The 19,658-nt window shown below is 70.1% G+C and carries 19 protein-coding genes and 1 tRNA gene; 8 read left to right on the top strand and 12 right to left on the bottom strand.

What is annotated here, in order from left to right; translation table 11 throughout:
- The first annotated feature begins 85 nt into the window (after positions 1–85).
- Both JFB92_RS01315 and JFB92_RS01310 read left to right on the top strand, forming a co-directional pair.
- Positions 86–1,543 (top strand): choice-of-anchor A family protein, encoded by a 1,458-nt coding sequence (locus tag JFB92_RS01315; protein WP_199034128.1) that lies wholly within the window; start codon positions 86–88, stop codon positions 1,541–1,543.
- A gap of 86 nt (positions 1,544–1,629) precedes the next feature.
- The gene (locus JFB92_RS01310) at positions 1,630–2,292 is read left to right on the top strand and encodes a pentapeptide repeat-containing protein (RefSeq protein WP_199034126.1); all 663 of its coding nucleotides are present in this window, start codon (positions 1,630–1,632) and stop codon (positions 2,290–2,292) included.
- Positions 2,293–2,784: 492 nt separating this feature from the next.
- Here the strand turns inward: JFB92_RS01310 and JFB92_RS01305 are convergent, their stop codons facing one another.
- The 8 genes from JFB92_RS01305 to JFB92_RS01270 form a co-directional block, all read right to left on the bottom strand.
- Positions 2,785–3,108 (bottom strand): hypothetical protein, encoded by a 324-nt coding sequence (locus JFB92_RS01305; RefSeq protein WP_199034124.1) that lies wholly within the window; start codon positions 3,106–3,108, stop codon positions 2,785–2,787.
- A gap of 83 nt (positions 3,109–3,191) precedes the next feature.
- Complete coding sequence (locus JFB92_RS01300) at positions 3,192–3,983, bottom strand: carboxymuconolactone decarboxylase family protein (protein WP_199034122.1); 792 nt, start codon at positions 3,981–3,983, stop codon at positions 3,192–3,194.
- A gap of 240 nt (positions 3,984–4,223) precedes the next feature.
- Complete coding sequence (locus tag JFB92_RS01295; RefSeq protein ID WP_199034120.1) at positions 4,224–5,195, bottom strand: intradiol ring-cleavage dioxygenase; 972 nt, start codon at positions 5,193–5,195, stop codon at positions 4,224–4,226.
- Positions 5,196–5,244: 49 nt separating this feature from the next.
- Entirely contained in the window at positions 5,245–6,543 is a 1,299-nt protein-coding gene (locus JFB92_RS01290) for an RNA polymerase sigma factor (RefSeq protein WP_199034118.1), read from the bottom strand.
- Positions 6,544–6,897 carry a YciI family protein gene (locus JFB92_RS01285; protein ID WP_199034116.1) on the bottom strand — a complete coding sequence of 118 codons (354 nt, stop codon included), beginning with the start codon at positions 6,895–6,897 and terminating at the stop codon, positions 6,544–6,546.
- 4 nt (positions 6,898–6,901) lie between these two features.
- Complete coding sequence (locus tag JFB92_RS01280; RefSeq protein WP_199034114.1) at positions 6,902–7,489, bottom strand: dihydrofolate reductase family protein; 588 nt, start codon at positions 7,487–7,489, stop codon at positions 6,902–6,904.
- A gap of 239 nt (positions 7,490–7,728) precedes the next feature.
- A tRNA-Pro gene (locus JFB92_RS01275) sits at positions 7,729–7,805 on the bottom strand.
- Positions 7,806–7,893: 88 nt separating this feature from the next.
- Positions 7,894–8,790: a metallophosphoesterase gene (locus JFB92_RS01270; RefSeq protein ID WP_199034112.1), complete on the bottom strand. Its 897-nt coding sequence runs from the start codon at positions 8,788–8,790 to the stop codon at positions 7,894–7,896.
- Positions 8,791–8,814: 24 nt separating this feature from the next.
- Between JFB92_RS01270 and JFB92_RS01265 the strand changes: the two genes are divergently transcribed.
- From JFB92_RS01265 to JFB92_RS01240, 6 genes are all read left to right on the top strand, one after another.
- On the top strand, positions 8,815–9,270 hold the full coding sequence (locus JFB92_RS01265; protein ID WP_199034110.1) for a GatB/YqeY domain-containing protein: 456 nt from the start codon (positions 8,815–8,817) through the stop codon (positions 9,268–9,270).
- A 279-nt stretch (positions 9,271–9,549) separates the two neighbouring features.
- Positions 9,550–11,154 carry a peptide chain release factor 3 gene (locus JFB92_RS01260; protein ID WP_199034108.1) on the top strand — a complete coding sequence of 535 codons (1,605 nt, stop codon included), beginning with the start codon at positions 9,550–9,552 and terminating at the stop codon, positions 11,152–11,154.
- A 1-nt stretch (position 11,155) separates the two neighbouring features.
- Positions 11,156–12,001 (top strand): 16S rRNA (adenine(1518)-N(6)/adenine(1519)-N(6))-dimethyltransferase RsmA, encoded by an 846-nt coding sequence (gene rsmA / locus JFB92_RS01255; RefSeq protein ID WP_199034106.1) that lies wholly within the window; start codon positions 11,156–11,158, stop codon positions 11,999–12,001.
- Positions 11,998–12,930 carry a 4-(cytidine 5'-diphospho)-2-C-methyl-D-erythritol kinase gene (locus JFB92_RS01250; RefSeq protein ID WP_233162134.1) on the top strand — a complete coding sequence of 311 codons (933 nt, stop codon included), beginning with the start codon at positions 11,998–12,000 and terminating at the stop codon, positions 12,928–12,930. The genes rsmA and JFB92_RS01250 overlap by 4 nt, the downstream gene beginning before the upstream one ends.
- Positions 12,931–13,056: 126 nt before the next feature.
- Positions 13,057–13,398, top strand: coding sequence for a hypothetical protein (locus JFB92_RS01245; RefSeq protein WP_199034104.1), 342 nt, complete (start codon positions 13,057–13,059; stop codon positions 13,396–13,398).
- 10 nt (positions 13,399–13,408) lie between these two features.
- Positions 13,409–14,809 (top strand): WXG100 family type VII secretion target, encoded by a 1,401-nt coding sequence (locus tag JFB92_RS01240; protein WP_199034102.1) that lies wholly within the window; start codon positions 13,409–13,411, stop codon positions 14,807–14,809.
- A gap of 7 nt (positions 14,810–14,816) precedes the next feature.
- Here JFB92_RS01240 and JFB92_RS01235 read toward each other — a convergent pair whose 3' ends face one another.
- From JFB92_RS01235 to JFB92_RS01220, 4 genes are read right to left on the bottom strand one after another with little or no spacing between them, the layout of a single operon-like run.
- Positions 14,817–15,578, bottom strand: coding sequence for a type III pantothenate kinase (locus JFB92_RS01235; protein WP_199034100.1), 762 nt, complete (start codon positions 15,576–15,578; stop codon positions 14,817–14,819).
- A 3-nt stretch (positions 15,579–15,581) separates the two neighbouring features.
- Complete coding sequence (gene nadC, locus JFB92_RS01230) at positions 15,582–16,463, bottom strand: carboxylating nicotinate-nucleotide diphosphorylase (RefSeq protein ID WP_199034098.1); 882 nt, start codon at positions 16,461–16,463, stop codon at positions 15,582–15,584.
- Positions 16,460–18,121 (bottom strand): L-aspartate oxidase, encoded by a 1,662-nt coding sequence (locus JFB92_RS01225; protein ID WP_199034369.1) that lies wholly within the window; start codon positions 18,119–18,121, stop codon positions 16,460–16,462. The genes nadC and JFB92_RS01225 overlap by 4 nt, the downstream gene beginning before the upstream one ends.
- Before the next feature lie 58 nt (positions 18,122–18,179).
- A complete protein-coding gene (locus JFB92_RS01220; RefSeq protein WP_199034090.1) occupies positions 18,180–19,649 on the bottom strand; it encodes a S10 family peptidase in 1,470 nt (489 codons plus the stop codon).
- Between the last annotated feature and the right edge of the window lie 9 nt (positions 19,650–19,658).

The raw sequence follows: 19,658 nt of genomic DNA, 5'->3' as shown, positions 1-19,658 counted from the left end.
GCCGGTCCGCCGAAAAACTTCCGGAACGCCTCTAATATGGTCTGCGCTCCCCCTGCCTGAAGTGATAGTCCGATTAGGGGGACCTGTGAAGAAGCAAGCGGCCGCGATGACCGCGCGCCATCGGAGACTCGCCGCCCGCGCCGGCATCGTCGGCGCCGCAGTGGGCGCAACGGCGATCGCGGTGGCCGCCTCGATGATGAACTCGCAGGCGCTCGCGCAGGAGGTGACGGTCGATCCGCTCTCACCGGCGCTCGGCTTCAACGCGTTCATCGAGGGCGACACGGTCCTGACCGAGAGCGAGATGGAGGGCCCGCTCGCGACGGGCGGCGACCTGGCCGTGCAGGGCCCGTACAGGATCGACATCCACAGCAGGGCCACCTTCTACGACGGGGACGACACGAACCCGAGCTCTCTGGTCGTCGGCGGCTCCGTCGACTGGGAGCAGAGCACCTCTGCCGGGACGGCCCAGGTGCTCAACAGCAACGGGTACGCGAAAGTCGGCGATCTCACCGGCACCGACGTGGAGACCACCGACGCCAACGGAGCGAGCCAGCCGACCCGGCTCGTTCCCTCTGGGGCCGGATACGACTCGGCGCCGCGCGTGGAACTGACCGTGAGGCAGCCCGCCGACACCGTGGAGTCCTCGCCGATCGACTTCGCCACGGCCTTCTCCGAGATGAAGGCCGACGCGGAGCTGCTCGCCGGCTGCGCGAACACCGTGACCATGTTCGACAGCCGCGAAGGCGGCTCGGAGGTCGCCAAAGGGGAGGTCGAACCGGGTCGGCAGATATTCATCACCCTGACCGAGGGCGAGACGAACGTCCTGAACGTGACCGGTGACGACCTCAACAACATGTCGGACCTGACCTTCGTCAACAAGCCGACGGCCGATACGCCGATCCTGATCAACGTGGACACCTCCTCCACCGATGGCGTACTCGATTGGGATGTCGCGAGCCAGGCCGGGGTCTCGGGGGTGGACGCGCCGTACATCCTGTGGAACTTCGGCGACACCGCCGAGCTGACGCTCGTGGGCGGCGACACCGTCGAGGGCAGCGTCTACACTCCGAACGCCGACTTCACCGACCTCAGCATCTCCAACGTCGAAGGCCAGATCGTGGCGGCGAACGCCGTACTCGGCACGACGGCCGCCAGTTCCGGGGAGGTGCACCACTTCCCGTTCGCGGCGGAACTGAGCTGCGAAACCGAGGTAGACCCGACCCCGTCCGAATCGCCGACGAGCGACGGGCCGACCAGCGACGACCCGACCTCAGATGGCCCGACTTCCGACGGGCCGACTTCCGACGGACCCACCAGCGATGGACCGACTTCCGACGGGCCGACGAGCGAAGGTCCAACGTCTGACGGACCCACTAGTGACGGCACAACCGGCACGGACGCCGCAGGCGGGAGCCACTACTCCACCAGAGGACTGCCCATCACCGGAACCTCGCTGGTCGTACCCGCCATAGTGGCCGGGGCCCTGCTGACCGTGGGCGCGGTCGTCATGTTCGCGGCACGACGCAGGCGGAATCTCGACTGACGGCCTCGTGCCCGGCGAGGACCTCACGCCCGGCGGATGTCGGCGGTCTGGCCTAGGCTTCGGCTGATCACAGTCGAGGAGGTCGCGTGAAGTTCAGGAAGATCGACGAAGACCGGTCCATGCGGAGCCCGGACATCGAAGCCGAGCGGTTGGAGGCGCTCGACGAGGAGCTCGACCACGATTTCGAGTTCGGCGAGCGGCTGCTCGACGGCGTCGACTGGTCCGAGGGGATCGGGGACGGCGTTCTGGAGTCGAGCCTCGTCCGCAACTCGGATTTCTCGGGGACCGTCCTGTCTCCCCTGGAGATCGTGGACACCGGCATCGACCACTCGGTGCTCTCGAACGCGCGTCTGGAGCAGGTGACGGCGCGGCGGCTGGAGATCACCGACTGCCAGCTGGTCGGACTGCAGGCGCAGTTCTCCTTGGCGAGCGATGTGTACGTTGCCGACTGCCGCGCCGACTTCGCCGGGTTCTCGATCGGCACCGCCAAGGGTCCGGTCGTGTTCGAACGGTGCCGTTTCGCCGAGGCGACGTTCCTCGGCGACCTCTCGAAGGCCGTCTTCATCGACTGCACGTTCCCGGGCGCCGACTTCACTCGCGTCTCCAATGCGCGCGGATGCGACTTCCGGCGCTCGGAGTTGGGCGGAGTCCAAGGCCTGATGAGCCTCAAAGGCTCGCTCATCACCGCCGACCAGGCCGTCGAGATCGCCGGCGAGCTGGCGGTCGCGGCCGGCTTCGTGCTGTCCTAGCGCTCAACGCCGCCGCCACGGCCGGGCCGGGGTGCAATAGAATCCCGTGCCATGCCATCGGTGAGCGTTGAAGCGCTTATTACGGACCGTGCCGGGCGCGTGCTCATCCTCAAGCCGCTCCGCAACGCGTCCTGGACACTCGTCGGCGGCGAGGCCGGCGAAGAGGAGCGCCCGGACTGCGCGCTCGGCGACCAGATCCTTCGGAACACCGCGCTGACGCTCGCCGTGGGGCGAATGCTCAGCGTCGATTGGGAGGCGCCGGCCCGCAAACGCGCCAAGGCGGCGATCCACATCGTCTTCGAATGCGGCAACATCGAAGCGGACGCGATGATCAAGCTCCCGATGGACGAGTTCGGTACGTACCGGTTCGTCGGTCCGTCCGAGGCTATCGACCTCCTTTCCGACGGTGCAGGCGCCCGACTCCAGTCCGCGCTTCGCGCCCGGAGTTTCGGCGGGTCGGTCTACCTGCCCTCGCTGAGCAAGTCCGCCAGGTTATCCGGGCATCACCCCCTCCCGGCCGCTGCGGCGCGCGATCTTCGCCTGGAGGTAGGCGTCGATGGCCGCTTGGACCGCGTCGAGCCTGCCCCGAAAGTCCTCGTCGTCGGTCTCGGCCAGCTCCCGCATGGTGGTGCCGCGGCGGCGCAGGGACTTCTGGAGCCACTGCTGCCACCCCTCCGCGGCCAGGGCCGCCCGGCCGAGCTCGGACAGCCTCGTGGCATCCCCGCCGCAGCGCAGCAGCCACTTCATCGCTTCGAAGGCCAGCTCCTTCGCGATCAGTTCGGCCTGTCGGCGGTCGGACAGTGTCGGTGCGCCCATTCCGCTCTCCTCCCTTTCGGTTTCCCGCTGGCTACGCAGTGTGCTTTCGAGGGTACGGACGGGACCGACATTTCCCGGCTCGATCATTCCCGGGCTGCGAAGACTTCCCGGGCGGCGTTCATGGCGTTGATCGCGGCCGGGAATCCGGCGTAGACGGCCATCTGCATGATCGTCTCGACCACCTCGTCCTTGGTGCCGCCGACGTTGAGCAGTCCGTGGACGTGGACCTTCAATTGGGGCAGCGCGCTGCCGAGGGCGGTGCAGGCGGCGATGGTGACGACCTCGCGGGCGCGAAGGTCGAGCCCGGGCCTGACGTAGATGTCGCCGAAGGTGAACTCGATGATGTAGCGGGCCAGGTCCGGCGCGATGTCCTCCAGGCTCGCGATGACCGCCTCGCCGGCCTCGCCGTCGATCTCGCGCAGGGCCTTCCAGCCGCGCGCGTAGCGCTCCTCGGAGGTGCCGGGGCTCTGGTGATCGGCGGCGGCATCGCCGTCGTGCTCGCCGAAGACCCGCTTGGCCTCGCCGAGGGCGTTGATGGAGGCCGGGAATCCGGCGTAGGGGACCACGTGCATGATCGCCTCGACGACCTCCGTGCGGCCGCATCCGATGTTGAGCGCGCCGCCGATGTGGAATCGCAGTTGGGGCGCGGCGTGGCCGAGGGCGGTGAGCGCGCCGATGGTGGCGAGCTGGCGGTGCCGCAGGCTCAGCGCCGGGCGGGAGTAGACGTCGCCGTAGGGGAATTCGACGATGAGTCGACCGAGGTCGGGGGCGATGTCGGCCAGGTCGCGCAGGAGAGCCGGTTCCTCCTCGCCGCCGAGCCGCCGGAGGATCGCCAGCCCGCGATCATACCGTCCACGCTGCTCAGAGATGTCCATGTTGACGCTCCGTCTCTGGTTTCACTGCTGTCGCAACCGAACCCGGTGAATGAGGGGTCTTCGGACATGATGCCAGGCTCAACCGGTTCGGAGTGCATGTGCAGTATCGGAGCAGAACCCGACCACTTGGTTTCTCGTGAGTAAAGTTTGATTCGTGTCGGCGAGCGGCGGCGGCCCGGGAGATCAGGGCCGCCTGCCATGTCGCCGTGCCGCCTGACCGGGCCCGACCGAGCGCTCGTCCTAGGCGTCGCCGTCTCCCGGTCCGCCCGACGGCGGCTCGCCGGAGGGCATCTCGCCGCCGCCGGGCCCGCCGCCGTCTCCCCCTCCGGAGGGCGCCTCCCCGCCGCCTCCGGCCTCAGTCTCGGTGTCGACGCCGACCGGCAGAGTCACGGTGTACCCGCTCGAGACGTCGCCGGTCACCGCCGCGATCTGGGACTCGCCGCCGTCGTCGCTGAAGACGTTGTCGGAATCGAGCGAGGTCTGCGCGAGATTCTCGACCGACTGCTCGTAGCCGTCCTCGGCGTAAACGGTGTCGCATACGTCCTCGGGCAGCGCGATCTGCGAAGTCGCGATGACGTTCGAGCTGTCGGTGATCGAGTCCTCGTCCGGGTAGACCTCGAAGTGGATGTGCGGCCAGCGACCGGAATAGCAGGCAGGGAAGATGCTCGTGAAGCGCACGACGCCGTCCGAGTCGGCGATCTGGACACCGCGCAGGTAGTTCTCGTTTTCCAGGCCCTCGGCGTACATGGAGTACTCGCCGTCGCGGTTGCAGTGCCACACGTAGACGGCGACGCCCTCGAAGGCGGCGTTGCCGTCGGCCATGTCGTAGAGGGTCAGTTCGAGCGTCATCGGCACGCCCTCGGCGATGGCACCGCCGGTGCCGAAGCTGGAGCGGATGTCGCTGCGGACGACGCCGCTCTCCTCGAGCACGTTGACGCCGTTGGAGCCGTCGCCCGGGTAGGGGCCCGCGGTCTCCTCGGGAATCTCGGTGAGGTCGTCGGCGCCGGTCGAGTCGGCGGCACCGGTGTCGGAGTTCGAACCGCACGCGGCCAGCCCGACGGCGGCCGCCCCGACCCCGGCGTACCGCAGGACGCCCCGGCGGCTCAGCAGCGTCCCGATGTCGAACGCGAGCCCCTGGTCGACCAGCTCCTCCTCGGGTCGGTCGTAGGGGCGGCCCTCGTAGGTCGGCGTCCTCTCGCTCCGCGTCTTCATTGCGGCACTCCTCTCTCGTCGAGGACGCCAATATTCCAGGGGATCCTCGTCAGCGCGCTGTGAACAGTGTTGGAGAAGGCTCAAAGTTCCAGAACCGGACAAGTACCCCGATGCGGTCCCGGGACGCGGGTAACAGGCGGTCGAGCCGGTCCCGGAGAAGCGACCGCTCGGCGGGATTGCCGGTGCGGTCGAGCGTCCGCCGGTAAGAGGCTCGGGCTTCCTCATCTCTGCCCAGGCGGCGGAGGAGGTCGGCGCGGATCGCGTGGAACAGGTAGTGCGGTTCGAGGTCGAGCCGGTCGACCGCAGCCAGTGCGGGCTCCGGCCCTTCGACCTCGGCCAGCGCCACGGCCCGGTGAAGGGCCGCGACCGGGTTGGCGGTGCGGGCGAGCAGCTGGTCGTACAGGGCGAGGATCTGCGCCCAGTCGGTGTCGGCGACGGTCGGGGCGTCGTCGTGGACGGCGTTGATCGCCGCCTGGATCTGGTACGGGCCCGGCTGGTCGCGGCGCAGGCAGCCCCGGACGATGGTGTGGCCCTCCTCGATCTGCCCGCGATCCCACCGGCTCCGGTCCTGGTCGGCCAGGAGGACCAGTCCCCCGTCGGGTCCGATGCGGGCCGGGCGGCGCGCGTCGATGAGCAGCATCAGCGCCAGCAGGCCGTCGACCTCGGGCTCGTCGGGCATGAGCTCGCGCAGCGCTCGGCCGAGCCGGATCGCCTCGCGCGCCAGGTCGGGCCGGTCGGCGTCCTCGCCGCCGGTGGCGAGGTACCCCTCGTTGAAGACCAGGTAGACGACGGCCATCACCGACCGGAGCCGGTCGGGCAGGTCGGCCTCTCGCGGGACGCGGTAGGGGATGCCCGCGTCGCGGATCTTGCCCTTGGCGCGGGTCAGGCGCTGGGCCACCGTCGGTTCCTTGGACATGAGCGCGCGGGCGATCTCGCCGGTCGTCAGCCCGCCGAGGAGCCGGAGCGTCAGCGCGACCTGCGAGACCTGGGCGAGCGCGGGGTGGCAGCAGGTGAAGATCAAGCGCAGTCGTTCGTCGTGCACGGGGCCCTCCTCGCGCGGCGGGTCGGCGGCCCGCAGAAGGGCCGCCTCGGTGTGCCGCCGGCCGCGGGTCTGTTCGCGGCGGTGGCGGTCGACCGCCCAGTTCCGGGCGGTGGTGATGATCCAGCCCGCCGGGCTGGGTGGGATGCCGCCGTCCGCCCAGGAACGCACGGCCTTGGTGAACGCCTCCTGCACGGCGTCCTGGGCGAGGTCGATGTCGCCGACGGATCGGATGAGCACCGACACTGCGCGGCCGTACTCGGCGCGGAATACCGCCTCGATCCGCGCGGCGTCGGTCGCGTGCGGCATCTATGTTCCGGGGTCGGTCTGGAACGGTCTGACCTCGATCGGCAGGGTCGTGGCGGCGGCGAGCCGGTCGGCCCAGGCAAGGGCCTCGTCGAGGTCGGCGGCGTCGATGATGGTGATACCGCCCAAGTGCTCCTTGCCTTCGGCGTAGGGCCCGTCGGTGATCAGGGTCCGTCCTTCACTATGGCGGACGACGGTGGCCGTGCTCGGCTCGTGCAGGCCGTCGGCGAAGACCCAGGCGCCGGCCCTCCGCATCTCGGCGTTGAGCCGGTCGAGCTCGCCCATGATGCGGGTCAGCTCGTCCGGCGGCGGCGGTGGGCCGTCGGGCTGCTGGATGGAAAGCAGATACCGCTTCATCGGATCAGACCTCCTCCGGACGGTAGGTCGCCAGGAGCACCCCGGTGGTGGTCGTGATGCTATCAACGAGGACCAGCCGAATCCGGTCGATCGAGTCGTCGAACAGGCGGCTCCCGGTGCCGAGCACGAGCGGGTGGATCATCAGCAGCAGCTCGTCGACCAAACCGGACCGCAGCAGGCTCCGGACGAGAACGCCGCTGCCCATGACGCAGATGTCGCCTCCCGGTTCCGCCTTGAGCTCGGCGACCGACTTCGCCGCGTCGCCGGGCAGCAGGACGGAGTTCTGCCAGGGCAGCGGCTCCGACAGAGTGTTGGAAGCCACGTACTTCTCGGCCCGGTTCAGCGCCTCGGTGTACGGGTTGTCGCCTTGGCGCGGCCAGAACGAGGCGAAGTCCTGGTAGGTGCGCCGCCCCAGCAGGATCGGCCCGCCCGCCTCCATCGAACGGCCGAGCCGCTCGCCCATGACCTGGTCTTGACCGCCCGCGGCCCAGCCGCCGTGCTCGAAACCGCCCCGGACGTCCTCATCGGCACGCCCCGGCGCCTGCATGACCCCGTCCAGAGTCAGGTGGTTGATGACGAATACCTTGCGCATCGCCACACCTCCGATCGCATCAGATGAATCCCGCCGGCTCCTTGCCGGCCTTCACCACCCATACGAACGAACGTCCGCCGAATCGACATCGCCCCGGAAAAAATCCCCGAGAACCGCCGAACTCAACCCCGCCCCGCCCGCGAACAGCCCGCATCCCACCATGGACTTGCCCGCCAGAAAACAAGAACGGCCCGAACCTCACAGGTCCGGACCGTTTCCTATGTCTTGATACATCACAATGGTCGGGTTGACAGGATTTGAACCTGCGACCCCCTCGTCCCGAACGAGGTGCGCTACCAAGCTGCGCCACAACCCGAGGTACTTGACCGAGAAGAAATGCTACCCGAGGTGGGGTCCGGGTGTCGAACGGGGTCCGGGCGGGCCGGGCCCCGTCACACCGGGATTCAGAGTTCGCTCGGGACGAAGGTCAGGAGGCTGGCCTCGGGTGCGCAGGCGAAGCGGACGGGCGCGAACGGCGAGGTGCCGAGGCCGGCCGAGACGTGGAGCCACATGTCGTCCCAGTCGTGGAGGCCCTTGACGCGGGCGCGGTCGATGCCGCAGTTGGTGACCAGTGCGCCGACGCCGGGCACGCAGACCTGGCCGCCGTGGGTGTGGCCGGCGGCGACGAAGTCGTAGCCGTCGGAGGCGAAGGCGTCGAGGACGCGCGGTTCGGGCGTGTGGGTCAGACCGATCGACAGGTCGGCATCGGACGGGACGCCGCCGGCGACAAGCTCGTAGTCGTCCAGGTCGAAGTGCGGGTCGTCGACGCCGGCGAAGTGGACGTTCAACCCCGAGATGCGGGCGTCGGCGTCGGCGTTGTTCAGGTCGGTCCAGCCGCCGTCGACCAGGACCTTGCGCAGGTCCTCGGTCGGGAGCGGCTCACCGTACTTGTGCTCGTGGTTCGGGTTGAAGTACTGGAGCGGGTTCTTGAACACCGGCGCGTAGTAGTCGTTCGACCCGAACACGAACACGCCGGGGGCGCGGAACAGCGGCCGCAGCGTCTTGGAGACGAGCTCGATCGAATCGGGGTGGCCGAGGTTGTCGCCGGTCAGCAGCACCAGGTCCGGGTCGAGCGCGGCCAGGGACGCCACCCAGTGGGCCTTGCGGACCTGGCCGGGCGTCATGTGGAGGTCGGAGATGTGGAGGACTCGGATCGGTTCGGCTTCCGGCGGCAGGACCGGGACCGCGAAGTGGCGGAGCGTGTACTGGACACGCTCGTATAGGGAGGCATACGCGAGGGCCAGCGCGCCGGCGCCGACCCCGATCCCGGCTGCTGCGGCAAGGCCACGGCTCATCTTCATACCCCAACGGTAGATTGTCGAGATATGAGTGAGCTAAAGACCCAGTTGGAAACGGATATGCGAGCCGCCCTCAAGTCGAAGGACAAGGTGACGCTGGGCACGCTGCGGATGGTGCTCACGGCCGTCAAGAACGAGGAGGTCTCGGGCTCCGCCGCCCACGAGTTGAACGATGACGAGATCATCAAGGTGCTCACCAGGCAGGCGAAACAGCGCCGCGAGGCGGCCGAGGCATTCCGCGAGGGCGGGCGCGCCGAGCAGGCCGAGGCCGAGCTGGCCGAGGAGGCCGTGATCAAGCGCTACCTGCCCGAGCAAATGGGTGTGGAGCAGATCACCGAGCTGGTGCGCACGACGATCGCCGACGGCGGATTCTCCGGCCCGGGGGACATGGGCAAGGTCATGAAGGCGGTCAAGCCGAAGGTCACCGGCCGGGCCGACGGGAAGATCGTGGCCGACATCGTCAAGCGCGAGCTGTCCTCGTAACGGCTGGAGCCGTCCACATCCCCCACCCACCCGTTAAGGGGAAGAAAGTACCCGGCCAGCTTGGCGACCGGGACCGACAGGAACCCGGGTGAGAAGGCCGCCGAGTGGCTGGAAACACCCGAAAGTGTGGCCCGGCCCGGGCGAATACGCCTGTGAGGCGCGGCGCGCGGGTTCGGGCGCGGTGGCATTCACGGCTATCGTTGAGCGGCGGGCCGATCCGTTCGTCACACCGCGCCCGCCGAGCCCGACACGATCCGCGCGCCACACCATGAGGAATCCATGTCCAGCCAGATCAAGGCCGAATCCGCCCGTCGTCGCACCTTCGCCGTCATCTCCCACCCCGACGCCGGCAAGTCGACGATCACCGAGGCCATCGCCCTGCACGGCCAGGCCATCGCCTCGGCCGGCGCCGTCCACGGCAAGGGCGACCGCAAGGGCGTGGTCTCGGACTGGATGTCCATGGAGCAGGACCGCGGCATCTCCATCACCTCCGCGGCCCTCCAGTTCGAATACCGCGACTGCGTCGTCAACCTCCTCGACACGCCCGGCCACGCCGACTTCTCCGAGGACACCTACCGCGTCCTGACCGCCGTCGACGCCGCCGTCATGCTCCTGGACGCCGCCAAGGGCCTCGAACCCCAGACCCTCAAGCTCTTCGAGGTGTGCCGCGCCCGCCGCATCCCGGTCATCACCTTCATCAACAAGTGGGACCGCCCGGCCAAGGACGCCCTCGACCTGCTCGAGGAGATCGAGGAGCGCATCGGCATCAAGCCCACGCCCGTCACCTGGCCGGTCGGCATCGGCGGCGAGTTCCGAGGCGTCGTCGAGCGGATGGCCATCGCGGGGTCCAAGGCCCCGGGCATGGTCCGCTACGAGCGCTCCCCCGGAGGCCAGCAGCTCGCCGTCACCGAGGCCCTGGACGCCGACGAGGCCGAGTCCCGCTTCGGCGAGGACTTCACCCGCGCGGTCGAGGAGTCCGAGCTGCTCTCCGAGGTCGAGGCCGACTTCGACCAGAAGACCTTCGAGGCCGGCCAGACCACGCCCACGCTCTTCGGCGCCGCCCTGGTGCACTTCGGCGTCGGGCAGCTGCTGGACCTGCTGGTCGACATCGCGCCCTCCCCGTTCGCCCGCGAGGACGTCCACGGCGAGCCCCGCGAGCTGGAGGCAGGCTTCTCCGGCTTCGTCTTCAAGTCCCAGGCCAACATGAACGCCTCCCACCGCGACCAGCTCGCCTTCGTCCGCGTCTGCTCCGGGCACTTCGAGCGCGGCATGCAGGTCACGCAGGCCCAGGGCAAGCGCACCATGTCCACCAAGTACGCCCAGACCCTCTTCGGATCCTCCCGCGGCACTCTCGAGGAGGCCTGGCCGGGCGACATCATCGGCCTGGTGAACGCCTCGGGCCTGTCGGTCGGCGACAGCATCTACGCGGGCAGGCAGGTCGAGTTCCCGCCGCTGCCGGCGTTCGCGCCCGAGCACTTCGGGGCGCTCCAGATGCACGACACCTCCAAGGCCAAGCGCTTCCGGCGCGGCATCTCGCAGCTCGACGCCGAGGGCGTGGTCCAGGTCCTCTACTCCGACCGGCGCGGCGAGGCCACGCCGGTGCTGGCGGCGGTCGGACCGCTCCAGTTCGAGGTGACCCTGGCGCGCCTGGCCGCCGAGTTCGACGTCCCGGCCGCCATCGACCACCTGCCGTACCGGCTGGCGCGCCTGACCGACGCCGAAGGTGCCAAGCGGCTGGCCACGGCCCCGGGCGTCGAGGTGTTCTCGCGGCCGCGCGACGGCGCGCACCTGGTGGCGCTGCCGAACAAGTACCGCATCCAGACCATCGTGAACGACTACCCGGGTGTGAAGCTCGAACCGCTCCTGGCCGGGGGACAGTCCTGACATGGCCCGCCAGCTGACCTCCGGCGACATCCGGACCCTGGTGGGGGGACTTGGCATCCAGCCCACCAAGAAGTGGGGCCAGAACTTCGTGGTCGACGCCAACACCGTCCGCCGCATCACCGCGGCGGCCGGCCTGGGGCCCGACGACGTGGTGATGGAGGTCGGCCCGGGGCTCGGCTCGCTGACCCTGGGGCTCATCGAGGTCGCCCGGCGGGTCGTCGCCGTCGAGATCGACCCCAAGCTGGCCCTCGCGCTGCCCACGACGGTCGCCCACCGGGCCCCCGACGAGCACGACCGCCTGACGGTCGTGGAGGCCGACGCGGCGCGCATCGCCCCCGAGGCCCTGCCCGAGCCGCCGACCGCACTGGTGGCGAACCTGCCGTACAACGTCGCCGTGCCGGTGGTCCTGCACGCCCTGGAGACGTTCCCCACCCTGGTCAAGGGGCTGGTCATGGTCCAGAAGGAGGTCGCCGACCGGCTCACGGCCGGCCCGGGGTCGAAGATCTACGGCGGCCCCTCGGTCAAGCTGGCCTGGTACGCCTCCTCCAGGCGGGCCGGATCGGTGTCGGCCAACGTGTTCTGGCCGGTCCCCAATGTCGCCAGCGGCCTGGTCGCCTTCGAGCGGAGAGCGTCCCCGGACGCGGACCGGGCCCAGGTCTTCGCCGCGGTCGACGCCGCGTTCGGGCAGCGCCGCAAGATGCTCCGGCAGGCCCTCAAGGGCTGGGCGGGCTCGGTCGACGCCGCCGAGGAGATCCTCGGCCGCGCCGGGATCGAACCCACAAGACGGGGTGAATCGTTGGACATCGGAGAGTTCGTCGCCCTCGCTACAGCCAAGGAGACCCGTTGAGCGGACAGACCGCGCCAGAGCTGCCCGAAGCCGCCGTCACCGTAGACGTGCCCGCCAAGATCAACCCGCACCTGGGGGTGGGCGACGCCAGGCCCGACGGATACCACTCGCTGTCCACCGTCTATCAGGCGATCTCGCTGTACGACACGGTCACCGTCACGCGCCGCCGTGAGAGCGGGATCGCGGTCTCGATCGCCGGCGAAGGCGCCGACACGCTCCCGGCCGACGAGACGAACCTCGCCGCGAAGGCCGCGAAGCTGATGGCGCTGTACGGGAACATCGAGCCGGACGTGGACGTGCACCTGTTCAAGCGGATCCCGGTCGCCGGGGGCCTGGCCGGGGGCTCGGCCGACGCGGCCGGGGCGCTGGTGGCGTGCGCCCGGCTGTGGGGCATCGAGATCGGGGACGCCGAGCTGCGCCGCCTGGCCGCCGGACTCGGCTCCGACGTGCCGTTCTGCCTGGCCGGGGGGATCGCGGTCGGTTCGGGCCGCGGGGAAGAGCTGGTCCGCGTCGAGGCGGCCGGGACCTGGCACTGGGTCGTGGCGACCACCGACACCCAGATCTCGACGCCGGAGTGCTTCGCGGAGGTCGACCGGCTCCGCGGGGAGAGGATCGGCCGGTTCTCAGAAGACGTGGACGCGATCGTGAAGGCCTTCGAGGCCGGGGCGAGCGCCGACGAGCTGTCGCGCCTGCTGGTCAACGACATGGAGGCCGCCGCCGTCAGCCTGCGTCCCCAGCTGGCCTCGCTCATGCACGCCGGGCTGGAGGAGGGCGCGCTGGCCGCGCACGTGTCGGGTTCGGGTCCGACGATCCTGTTCCTGGTGGGCGACAAGCCGCACGCGGTGTCGCTGGCGCGCAGGCTCCGCATGCGGGGCGGGGCCCGCAGCGTCCACCTCGCCGAGGGGCCGGTGGCGGGCCCGGCCGCTTGAGGCGCCGGAGCGCCACGGCCGCTTCGGGACCGGGCGAATCGGCAGGTCCTCGCGTTGGTGTCGCGTTGATAGCCTGAGACGAGGAGACGCAACCGACATCCGCCCTCCCACCCCCGAGGAGCACGAATGGCCGTCCGAGTAAGCACCGCAGACCTGGAGACGTATCTGCGGCGGGTCAGAACGAGGCTGGAGCAGGCCAGGGCCGCTCAGGAGAAGATGGCCTCCGAGGTGTGCATGCAGGAGCTGCGGCCCGGGACCTTCGCCGCGGCCGAGCAGTTCAGGACCATGCACGCGAACAGTGCCGTGGACTACGAGGACCGGCTGCGGCAGTATGTGGACGCGCTCGCGGGCCTGGAGGCTGGCGTCCAGACGGTCATCGCCAACTGGGACGAGGCCGACGCCGCCGGCGAGGCCGACTTCGATCGGCTCGACTCCGCGCTCACCGCCGACTACGACGGCCAGCTGTAGGGGGCCCGCCATGGATGAACCTGGAATCCCGACCGGACCGGGCGTGCGGGTCGGACACGTCGACCTCCTTCCCGACCACGACCAGATCGCGGGCGAGTACGCCTCCGGTTCTCCGGTGGGCACGATGCGCACCGACCTGGTCCGCAATGCGGACCTGGGCACCGTCACGGCCGCCGCCGACGCGTGGGCGAGCGTCCACGACGCCTTCGAGTCCATTCCGGGCGACATCGAGTCCGATCTGGACGAGATCCTGTCCGAGTGGGAGGGCGACGACGCCGAGCAGCTCCGCTCGCGCGTCGAGGGCCTGGTCGAGTTCGGCCGGGACATCGCCGAGGGGCTGAAGCACAACGCGAGCGTGATCCTGCCGTACGTGCACGAGAAGCTGGGGGAGGCCGAGCACTTCGCCCCCTACCCCGAGCAGTGCTTCCCCGGGAGCATCCCGCTGACCGGCCCCGGATCCCGGGCGCTGACCGAGGGCGAGAAGTTCGCCGAGTGGCAGGCCAGGGGCGGCGAGTGCCCCCACGCGATCTGCACCGACTCCTGGTTCGGCGGGACCTACTACGAGTGGAGGGACCGGACCCTCTACGGCGAGGAGCGCCGGGCCATGACCGGCGCGATGACCTACGGGGTCCAGGCGATGACGATCGCTTCGAGCAACTGGCACCCGGCCCCGCAGCCGACCTCGCCGCTGCTGGACGACACCACCGAGGCTCCCGAGGTCGACCTGGGCCCGGGGACGCGGATCCCCGATTCGAACGTGCCGCCCGGGACGGGCTCGGGCGGCGGGAGCGGACCGGGGACCGGCGGCATGCCGCCCTCCCCGCCGCCGCCGACGGGCGGCGGGGACTTTGGCGAGGACCCCTCCGACGGGGTCGACTCCGGCGAGCTCGGGCCGCCGCGCCCCGACCCCGGAGAGCGCGAGGAGTTCCGCGACGGCGAGCGGCCGATCCTGGAGCTGCCGAACGACGACGTGGCGCTCCACCCGTGGCTGATCGCGACGATCCCCGGCGACGAATGGGAGCGGATGGCCCGCTCCATGCCGCCGGAGCTGTGGGAGCGGCTGGCCGCCCAGAGCCCCGAGTCGATCCCGCCGGAGCTGGCAAAGCACGCGCCCGAGCACCTGTTCGACTCTTTCCCCTGCAACGATCCGGATTGGGAGCCTCCGCTCGATCCCGACGGGAACCCCGTGCCGTTCGCGGTCTTCGACCCCGAGCTGGCCGAGCACATGACCCCGGAGATGGAGCACGCGATCGAGGACTACGACTCCGGCGAGGGCAAGGAGGAGTGGGAGTCCCAGTACTCCGAGGGTTCGGGGTCGGACGGCGGGCCTTCGAAGGACGTGACCACGCGCAGCTGGTACGCCGAGGTCGAGAGCGAGCGCGAGGACCGCGATTGGGGCGCCGCCCGCTGAGGCGGCCTCAGACGTTGCGGTGCCAGATCATCCGCAGGCCGTGGAGGGTCAGGTTCGGCTCGAAGTTGGTGATGGTCTCGCACTGCTCGGCGACGACCGAGGCGAGGCCGCCGGTGGCGACCACGGCGGTCGGTTCGGCGCCCAGTTCGGCGGTGATGCGGCGGACCAGGCCGTCGACTTGGGCCGCGGTGCCGTAGACCATGCCCGACTGGAGGCATTCGACGGTGTTCTTGCCGATGACGCTGCGGGGTTTGACCAGCGGGATCTTGAGCAGGTTGGCCGCGCGGGACGCGAGGGCGTCGATGGAGATCTCGATGCCCGGGGCGAAGGCGCCTCCGAGGAAGTCGCCGTGCTCGGAGATGACGTCGATGTTGGTGGAGGTGCCGAAGTCGACGGTGATGCACGGGCCGCCGAACAGGTGGAAGGCCGCGTGGGTGTTGGCGATGCGGTCGGGTCCGGCCTCGCGCGGGTTGTCGATCAGCAGGCGAACCCCGCTCTTGACGCCGGGGCCCATGGTGACGAGCTTGGCGTCGGGATAGTAGCGCTTGGCCATCTTGGCGACCTCGGCGCCCTGCTGCGGCACCGTTGAGGACAACGCTATCCCGGTGAGGTCGACGCCGTCGCCGTCGAGCAGGGCCCGGAAGGTCAGGCCGAGCTCGTCGGCGGTGGCGTGCGGGTCGGTGCGGATGCGCCAGGAGTGGACGAGTTTGTCGTCCTCGAACACTGCCAGGACGGTGTTGGTGTTGCCGATGTCGACGCACAGCAGCATGTGCTACTCCTCGAAGTCCAGGCCGATGTCGAGAATGGGCGAGGAGTGGGTGAGGGCTCCGACCGAGACGTAGTGGACGCCGGTGGCCGCGTAGTCGACGGCGTTGTCGAGGGTGATGTTGCCGGTGGCCTCGAGTTCGGCGCGGTCGCCGACGGTCTCGACGACCTCGGCCAGCTCTTTGGGGCTCATGTTGTCGCACAGCAGGAACACGGCTCCGGCCGCGACCGCTTCGAGGGCCTCTTCGAGGGTCTCGACCTCCACTTGGATATCGATGTCCGGTTCGGAGGAGCGGACGGCGCGGAAGGCGGCGGTGATCGAGCCGGCCGCCTCCTTGTGGTTGTCCTTGATCATGGCCACGTCGAACAGGCCGAAGCGCTTGTTCTCGCCGCCGCCGACGCGCACGGCGTACTTCTCCAGGGCCCGCAGGCCGGGCGTGGTCTTGCGGGTGTCGAGAACGGTGGTGTTCCAGTCGGCGAGCAGGTCGGCGAACCGGCGGGTGTGGGTGGCGATCCCCGACAGGCGCGAGAGCAGGTTCAGGGCGGTGCGCTCGGCGGCCAGCAGGGCGCGGGTGTGGCCGGTGATGCGGGCCAGCGCCTTCCCGTCGCGGACGCGGGCGCTGTCGCCGGCCAGGTAGGTGAACTCGATCTCGCCCGGCATGGCGTTGAAGACGGTGTGCGCGACCGGCAGGCCGGCCAGGACGCCGTCGGCGCGGGCGGACATGACGACCGTCGAGGTGTGGTCTGGGCCGAAGATCGATTCGGAGGTGACGTCGCGCCGCGCGGGCGAGAGGTCCTCGTCGAGGTACTCCTCGACGGCGACGTACACGTCCTGCGGGTCGAGGCCGCCGGCGACGAGCCGGGCCTCGGCGTTCAGGTCTTCGCTCATGCGCTCTCCCAGGTGGTGTCGAGGTCCCCTTCGGGTCCGATCGACAGGTGGAGGTGGCCCAGCCAGTCGTCGGAGGCCTCGGGGTGGTCCTCGCGCCAGTGGCTGCCGCGGGTCTCGCGCCGCCGGTGGGCGGCGGCGGTCAGGGCGGTGGCCACGGTCAGGAGGTTCGTGGCCTCCCAGGTGGCCGGCCGGGGACTTCCGGACACATTGTCCCCCAAGCCGGTGAGGGCCTCGGCGGTGGCTTCGAGACTCGTCTGCGAGCGCAGGACTCCGGCCCCGGCGGTCATGGCCTCCTGGAGCGGGGCCCGGGAGGTCGTAGAGCAGACCCAGCTCTCGCCCCGCCCGATCTCGGGGTCGCCGGGGCTGGGCTTGTTCTCGGCCAGGTCGGCGGCGATCCGGTGGGTGAAGACCAGGGCCTCCAGCAGGGAGTTCGACGCGAGCCGGTTGGCGCCGTGGAGGCCGGTGCAGGCGGCCTCGCCGGCGGCGTAGAGGCCGGGGACGGTGGTGCGGCCGTGCAGGTCGGTGCGCACGCCGCCGGAGGCGTAGTGGGCGGCGGGGGCGACCGGGACGAGGTCGGTGACCGGGTCGATCCCCAAGGCCCGGCAGAAGCCGGTGACGGTCGGGAAGCGCTCCTCGAGCATGGTCCGGCCCAGGTGGCGGGCGTCGAGCCATACGTGCGGCTCGCCTTCGGCGCGCATGCGGGCGGTGGCGGCCTTGGCGACCACGTCGCGGGGGGCCAGCTCGGCGAGCTCGTGGGCGCCGACCATGAAACGCTCGCCGCCGTGGTCGCGAAGGTGGGCTCCCTCGCCCCTGATCGCTTCGGTGATCAGGGGTTGTCGGTCCCCCTCGCTATTTTTTAGGTACAGGGCCGTCGGGTGAAACTGAACGAATTCGAGGTCGGTGACGTCGGCCCCGGCGCGCAGCGCCAGGGCCACGCCGTCCCCGATGGACACCGAGGGGTTGGTGGTCGACTGGAAGATCTGTCCCATGCCGCCGGTGGCGAGCACGACCGCGCGGGCCTCGACGCCGCCCACGCCGTGCTCGACGCCCTCGCCGAGGACGTGGAGGCTCACTCCGGCCGCGCGGCCGTGTGAGTCGGTGAGCAGGTCCAGCACCATGGCGTTCTCGATGATGCGGATCCACGGGTCGCGCAGGACCGCCGAGTGCAGGGCGCGCTGGATCTCGGCGCCGGTGGCGTCCCCGCCGGCGTGGACGATCCGCCGGGCCCGGTGCCCGCCCTCGCGGGTGAGCTGGAGCGAGCCGTCGGCGTGGCGGTCGAACTCGGCGCCGAGGTGGATCAGGTCGGCGACCCGGCCGGGGCCTTCGGTGACGGTCACCTCGACCGCGGCCGGGTCGCACAGGCCCACCCCGGCGACCTGCGTGTCCACCGCGTGCGCGGCGGGGGTGTCGAGCGGGTCGAGCACGGCGGCCACGCCGCCCTGCGCCCACCGCGTCGAGCCGTCGTCGATGTGGACCTTGGTGACGACGGTGACGTGGAATCCGGCCTGCCGGAGGTTGAGGGCGCAGGTCAGGCCCGCGACGCCGGAGCCGATGACGCACACGTCGGTGGTCTCGGTCCAGGACGGGGCGTCGGCCCGCAGCCGCCGCGGCAGACGGGGCAGATTCACGCTTCCGCAAGCGTCAGCGTGACCGTGCATCCGCGGCGGCGGCGTGAGCGATGGTGTCACCGGTTCGATGCTCTCCTGATTCCGTGCCCTAGCTCCGCCCGGAGGCTCTCCGGACGAAGTCGGCCAGGTCGGCCGACTGCTGGACGCGCGAGGGTCCGTGCACGTACATCATGTGCCCGGTCGGGTATTCGGCGGTCTCGATGCGCTCGCGCGCTTCGAGGGGGATCTCGAGGTGGTCGAGTGTGTACTCGATCGCCTCGATCGGGACGCCGCCGTCGTAGCGGCCCATCGACACGTGCACCTTCAGGTCGGGGTTGATGCGCATGGCGCCGGCAAGCCGGTCGACGACGTCGACCGCGTCGCCCTCGAACTCCTTGTACGACCACGGGTGCACCGCCCGGGAGAGGGTCTCGTAGACCGCCTCGTTCTCGTACTCCAGCTCGGTGCGCAGGTAGTACTGGAGCGCGGCGGTGTAGGGCCCGTCGATGGCGTGCAGGAACGGGTCGTACGGCATGACCTCGTGGATGGCGTTGTCCACCGGGCCGGTGAAGCGGGTGTCGAGCCGGCCGGTGACGAGTTTGCGGTGCCGTTGCAGCTCGGCGTAGAAGCGGGTGTGCTCCAGGCGCAGGTTGGCGCGGTCGACGTACTCCTCGCTGACCCCGGCCAGCGAGGCGATCTTGGCCACGGCCGCCGCCCGCTCCTCGGGGTCGAGGTTCTGGCCCTTGGCCAGGATCGTGCGGTACTGGTCGGCGTAGGCGCGGGCCTCGGCCACCAGGTCGTCGAGTTCGCGGTCCGGATGCAGCCCGTGGTAGTGGGCGGTCGCCGCGTAGGTCGGCAGGAACAGCGGGTTCGGCAGGTCCGAGCGCTTGGCGTGGTACAGCGTCTCCATGTTGAACGCCGGGGCCAGGAATATGACGCCGTTGAGGAACATGCCGAAGCGGGTCTGGAGGTATTCGGCCAGGGCCCCGCCTCGGGTGCCGCCGTAGGACTCCCCGATCAGGAACTTCGGCGACAGCCAGCGGTTGTGGCGGGTGGTCATGAGCCGGATGATCTCGCCGACGGCCTCCATGTCGCCGGTGAAGCCGTGGTACGGGCCGGCCTTCTCGCCTTCGGCCGCGCGCGAGTACCCGGTCGAGACCGGGTCGATGAAGACCAGGTCGGTGTGGCGCAGGAGCGTCTCGTGGTTGTCGAGCAGCCCGTACGGCGGCGGGGTGAGGTTCCCGACGTCGCCGGAGTCGACCCGGCGCGGCCCCAGCAGGCCCAGGTGCAGCCAGATCGAGGACGAGCCGGGCCCGCCGTTGAACGCGAAGGTGATCGGTCGGGTGGTGACGTCGGCGCCGTCGAGCTCGTAGTAGGTGATCGAGACCTCGGCCTTGGGTTTGCGGCCGTTGTACTTCTCGTCCTCGGTGACCTCTTCGTGCAGGACGATCCGCCCGGTGGTGGCGGCGTAGCTGAGGTCGCCGAGGGTGTGGTGGGTGGTCTTGAGGTCGTCGGCCGGTTCCGGTTTGTCGGCCTTCTTGGGGTCGTCGGCCGGCTCGGTCTTCTTCTCTTCGGTCATGGTCAAGAA

The sequence above is a fragment of the Glycomyces salinus genome (assembly GCF_016428645.1).
Lineage (GTDB): Bacteria > Actinomycetota > Actinomycetes > Mycobacteriales > Micromonosporaceae > Glycomyces > Glycomyces salinus.
This window is presented reverse-complemented; position numbering and strand designations above follow the sequence as displayed.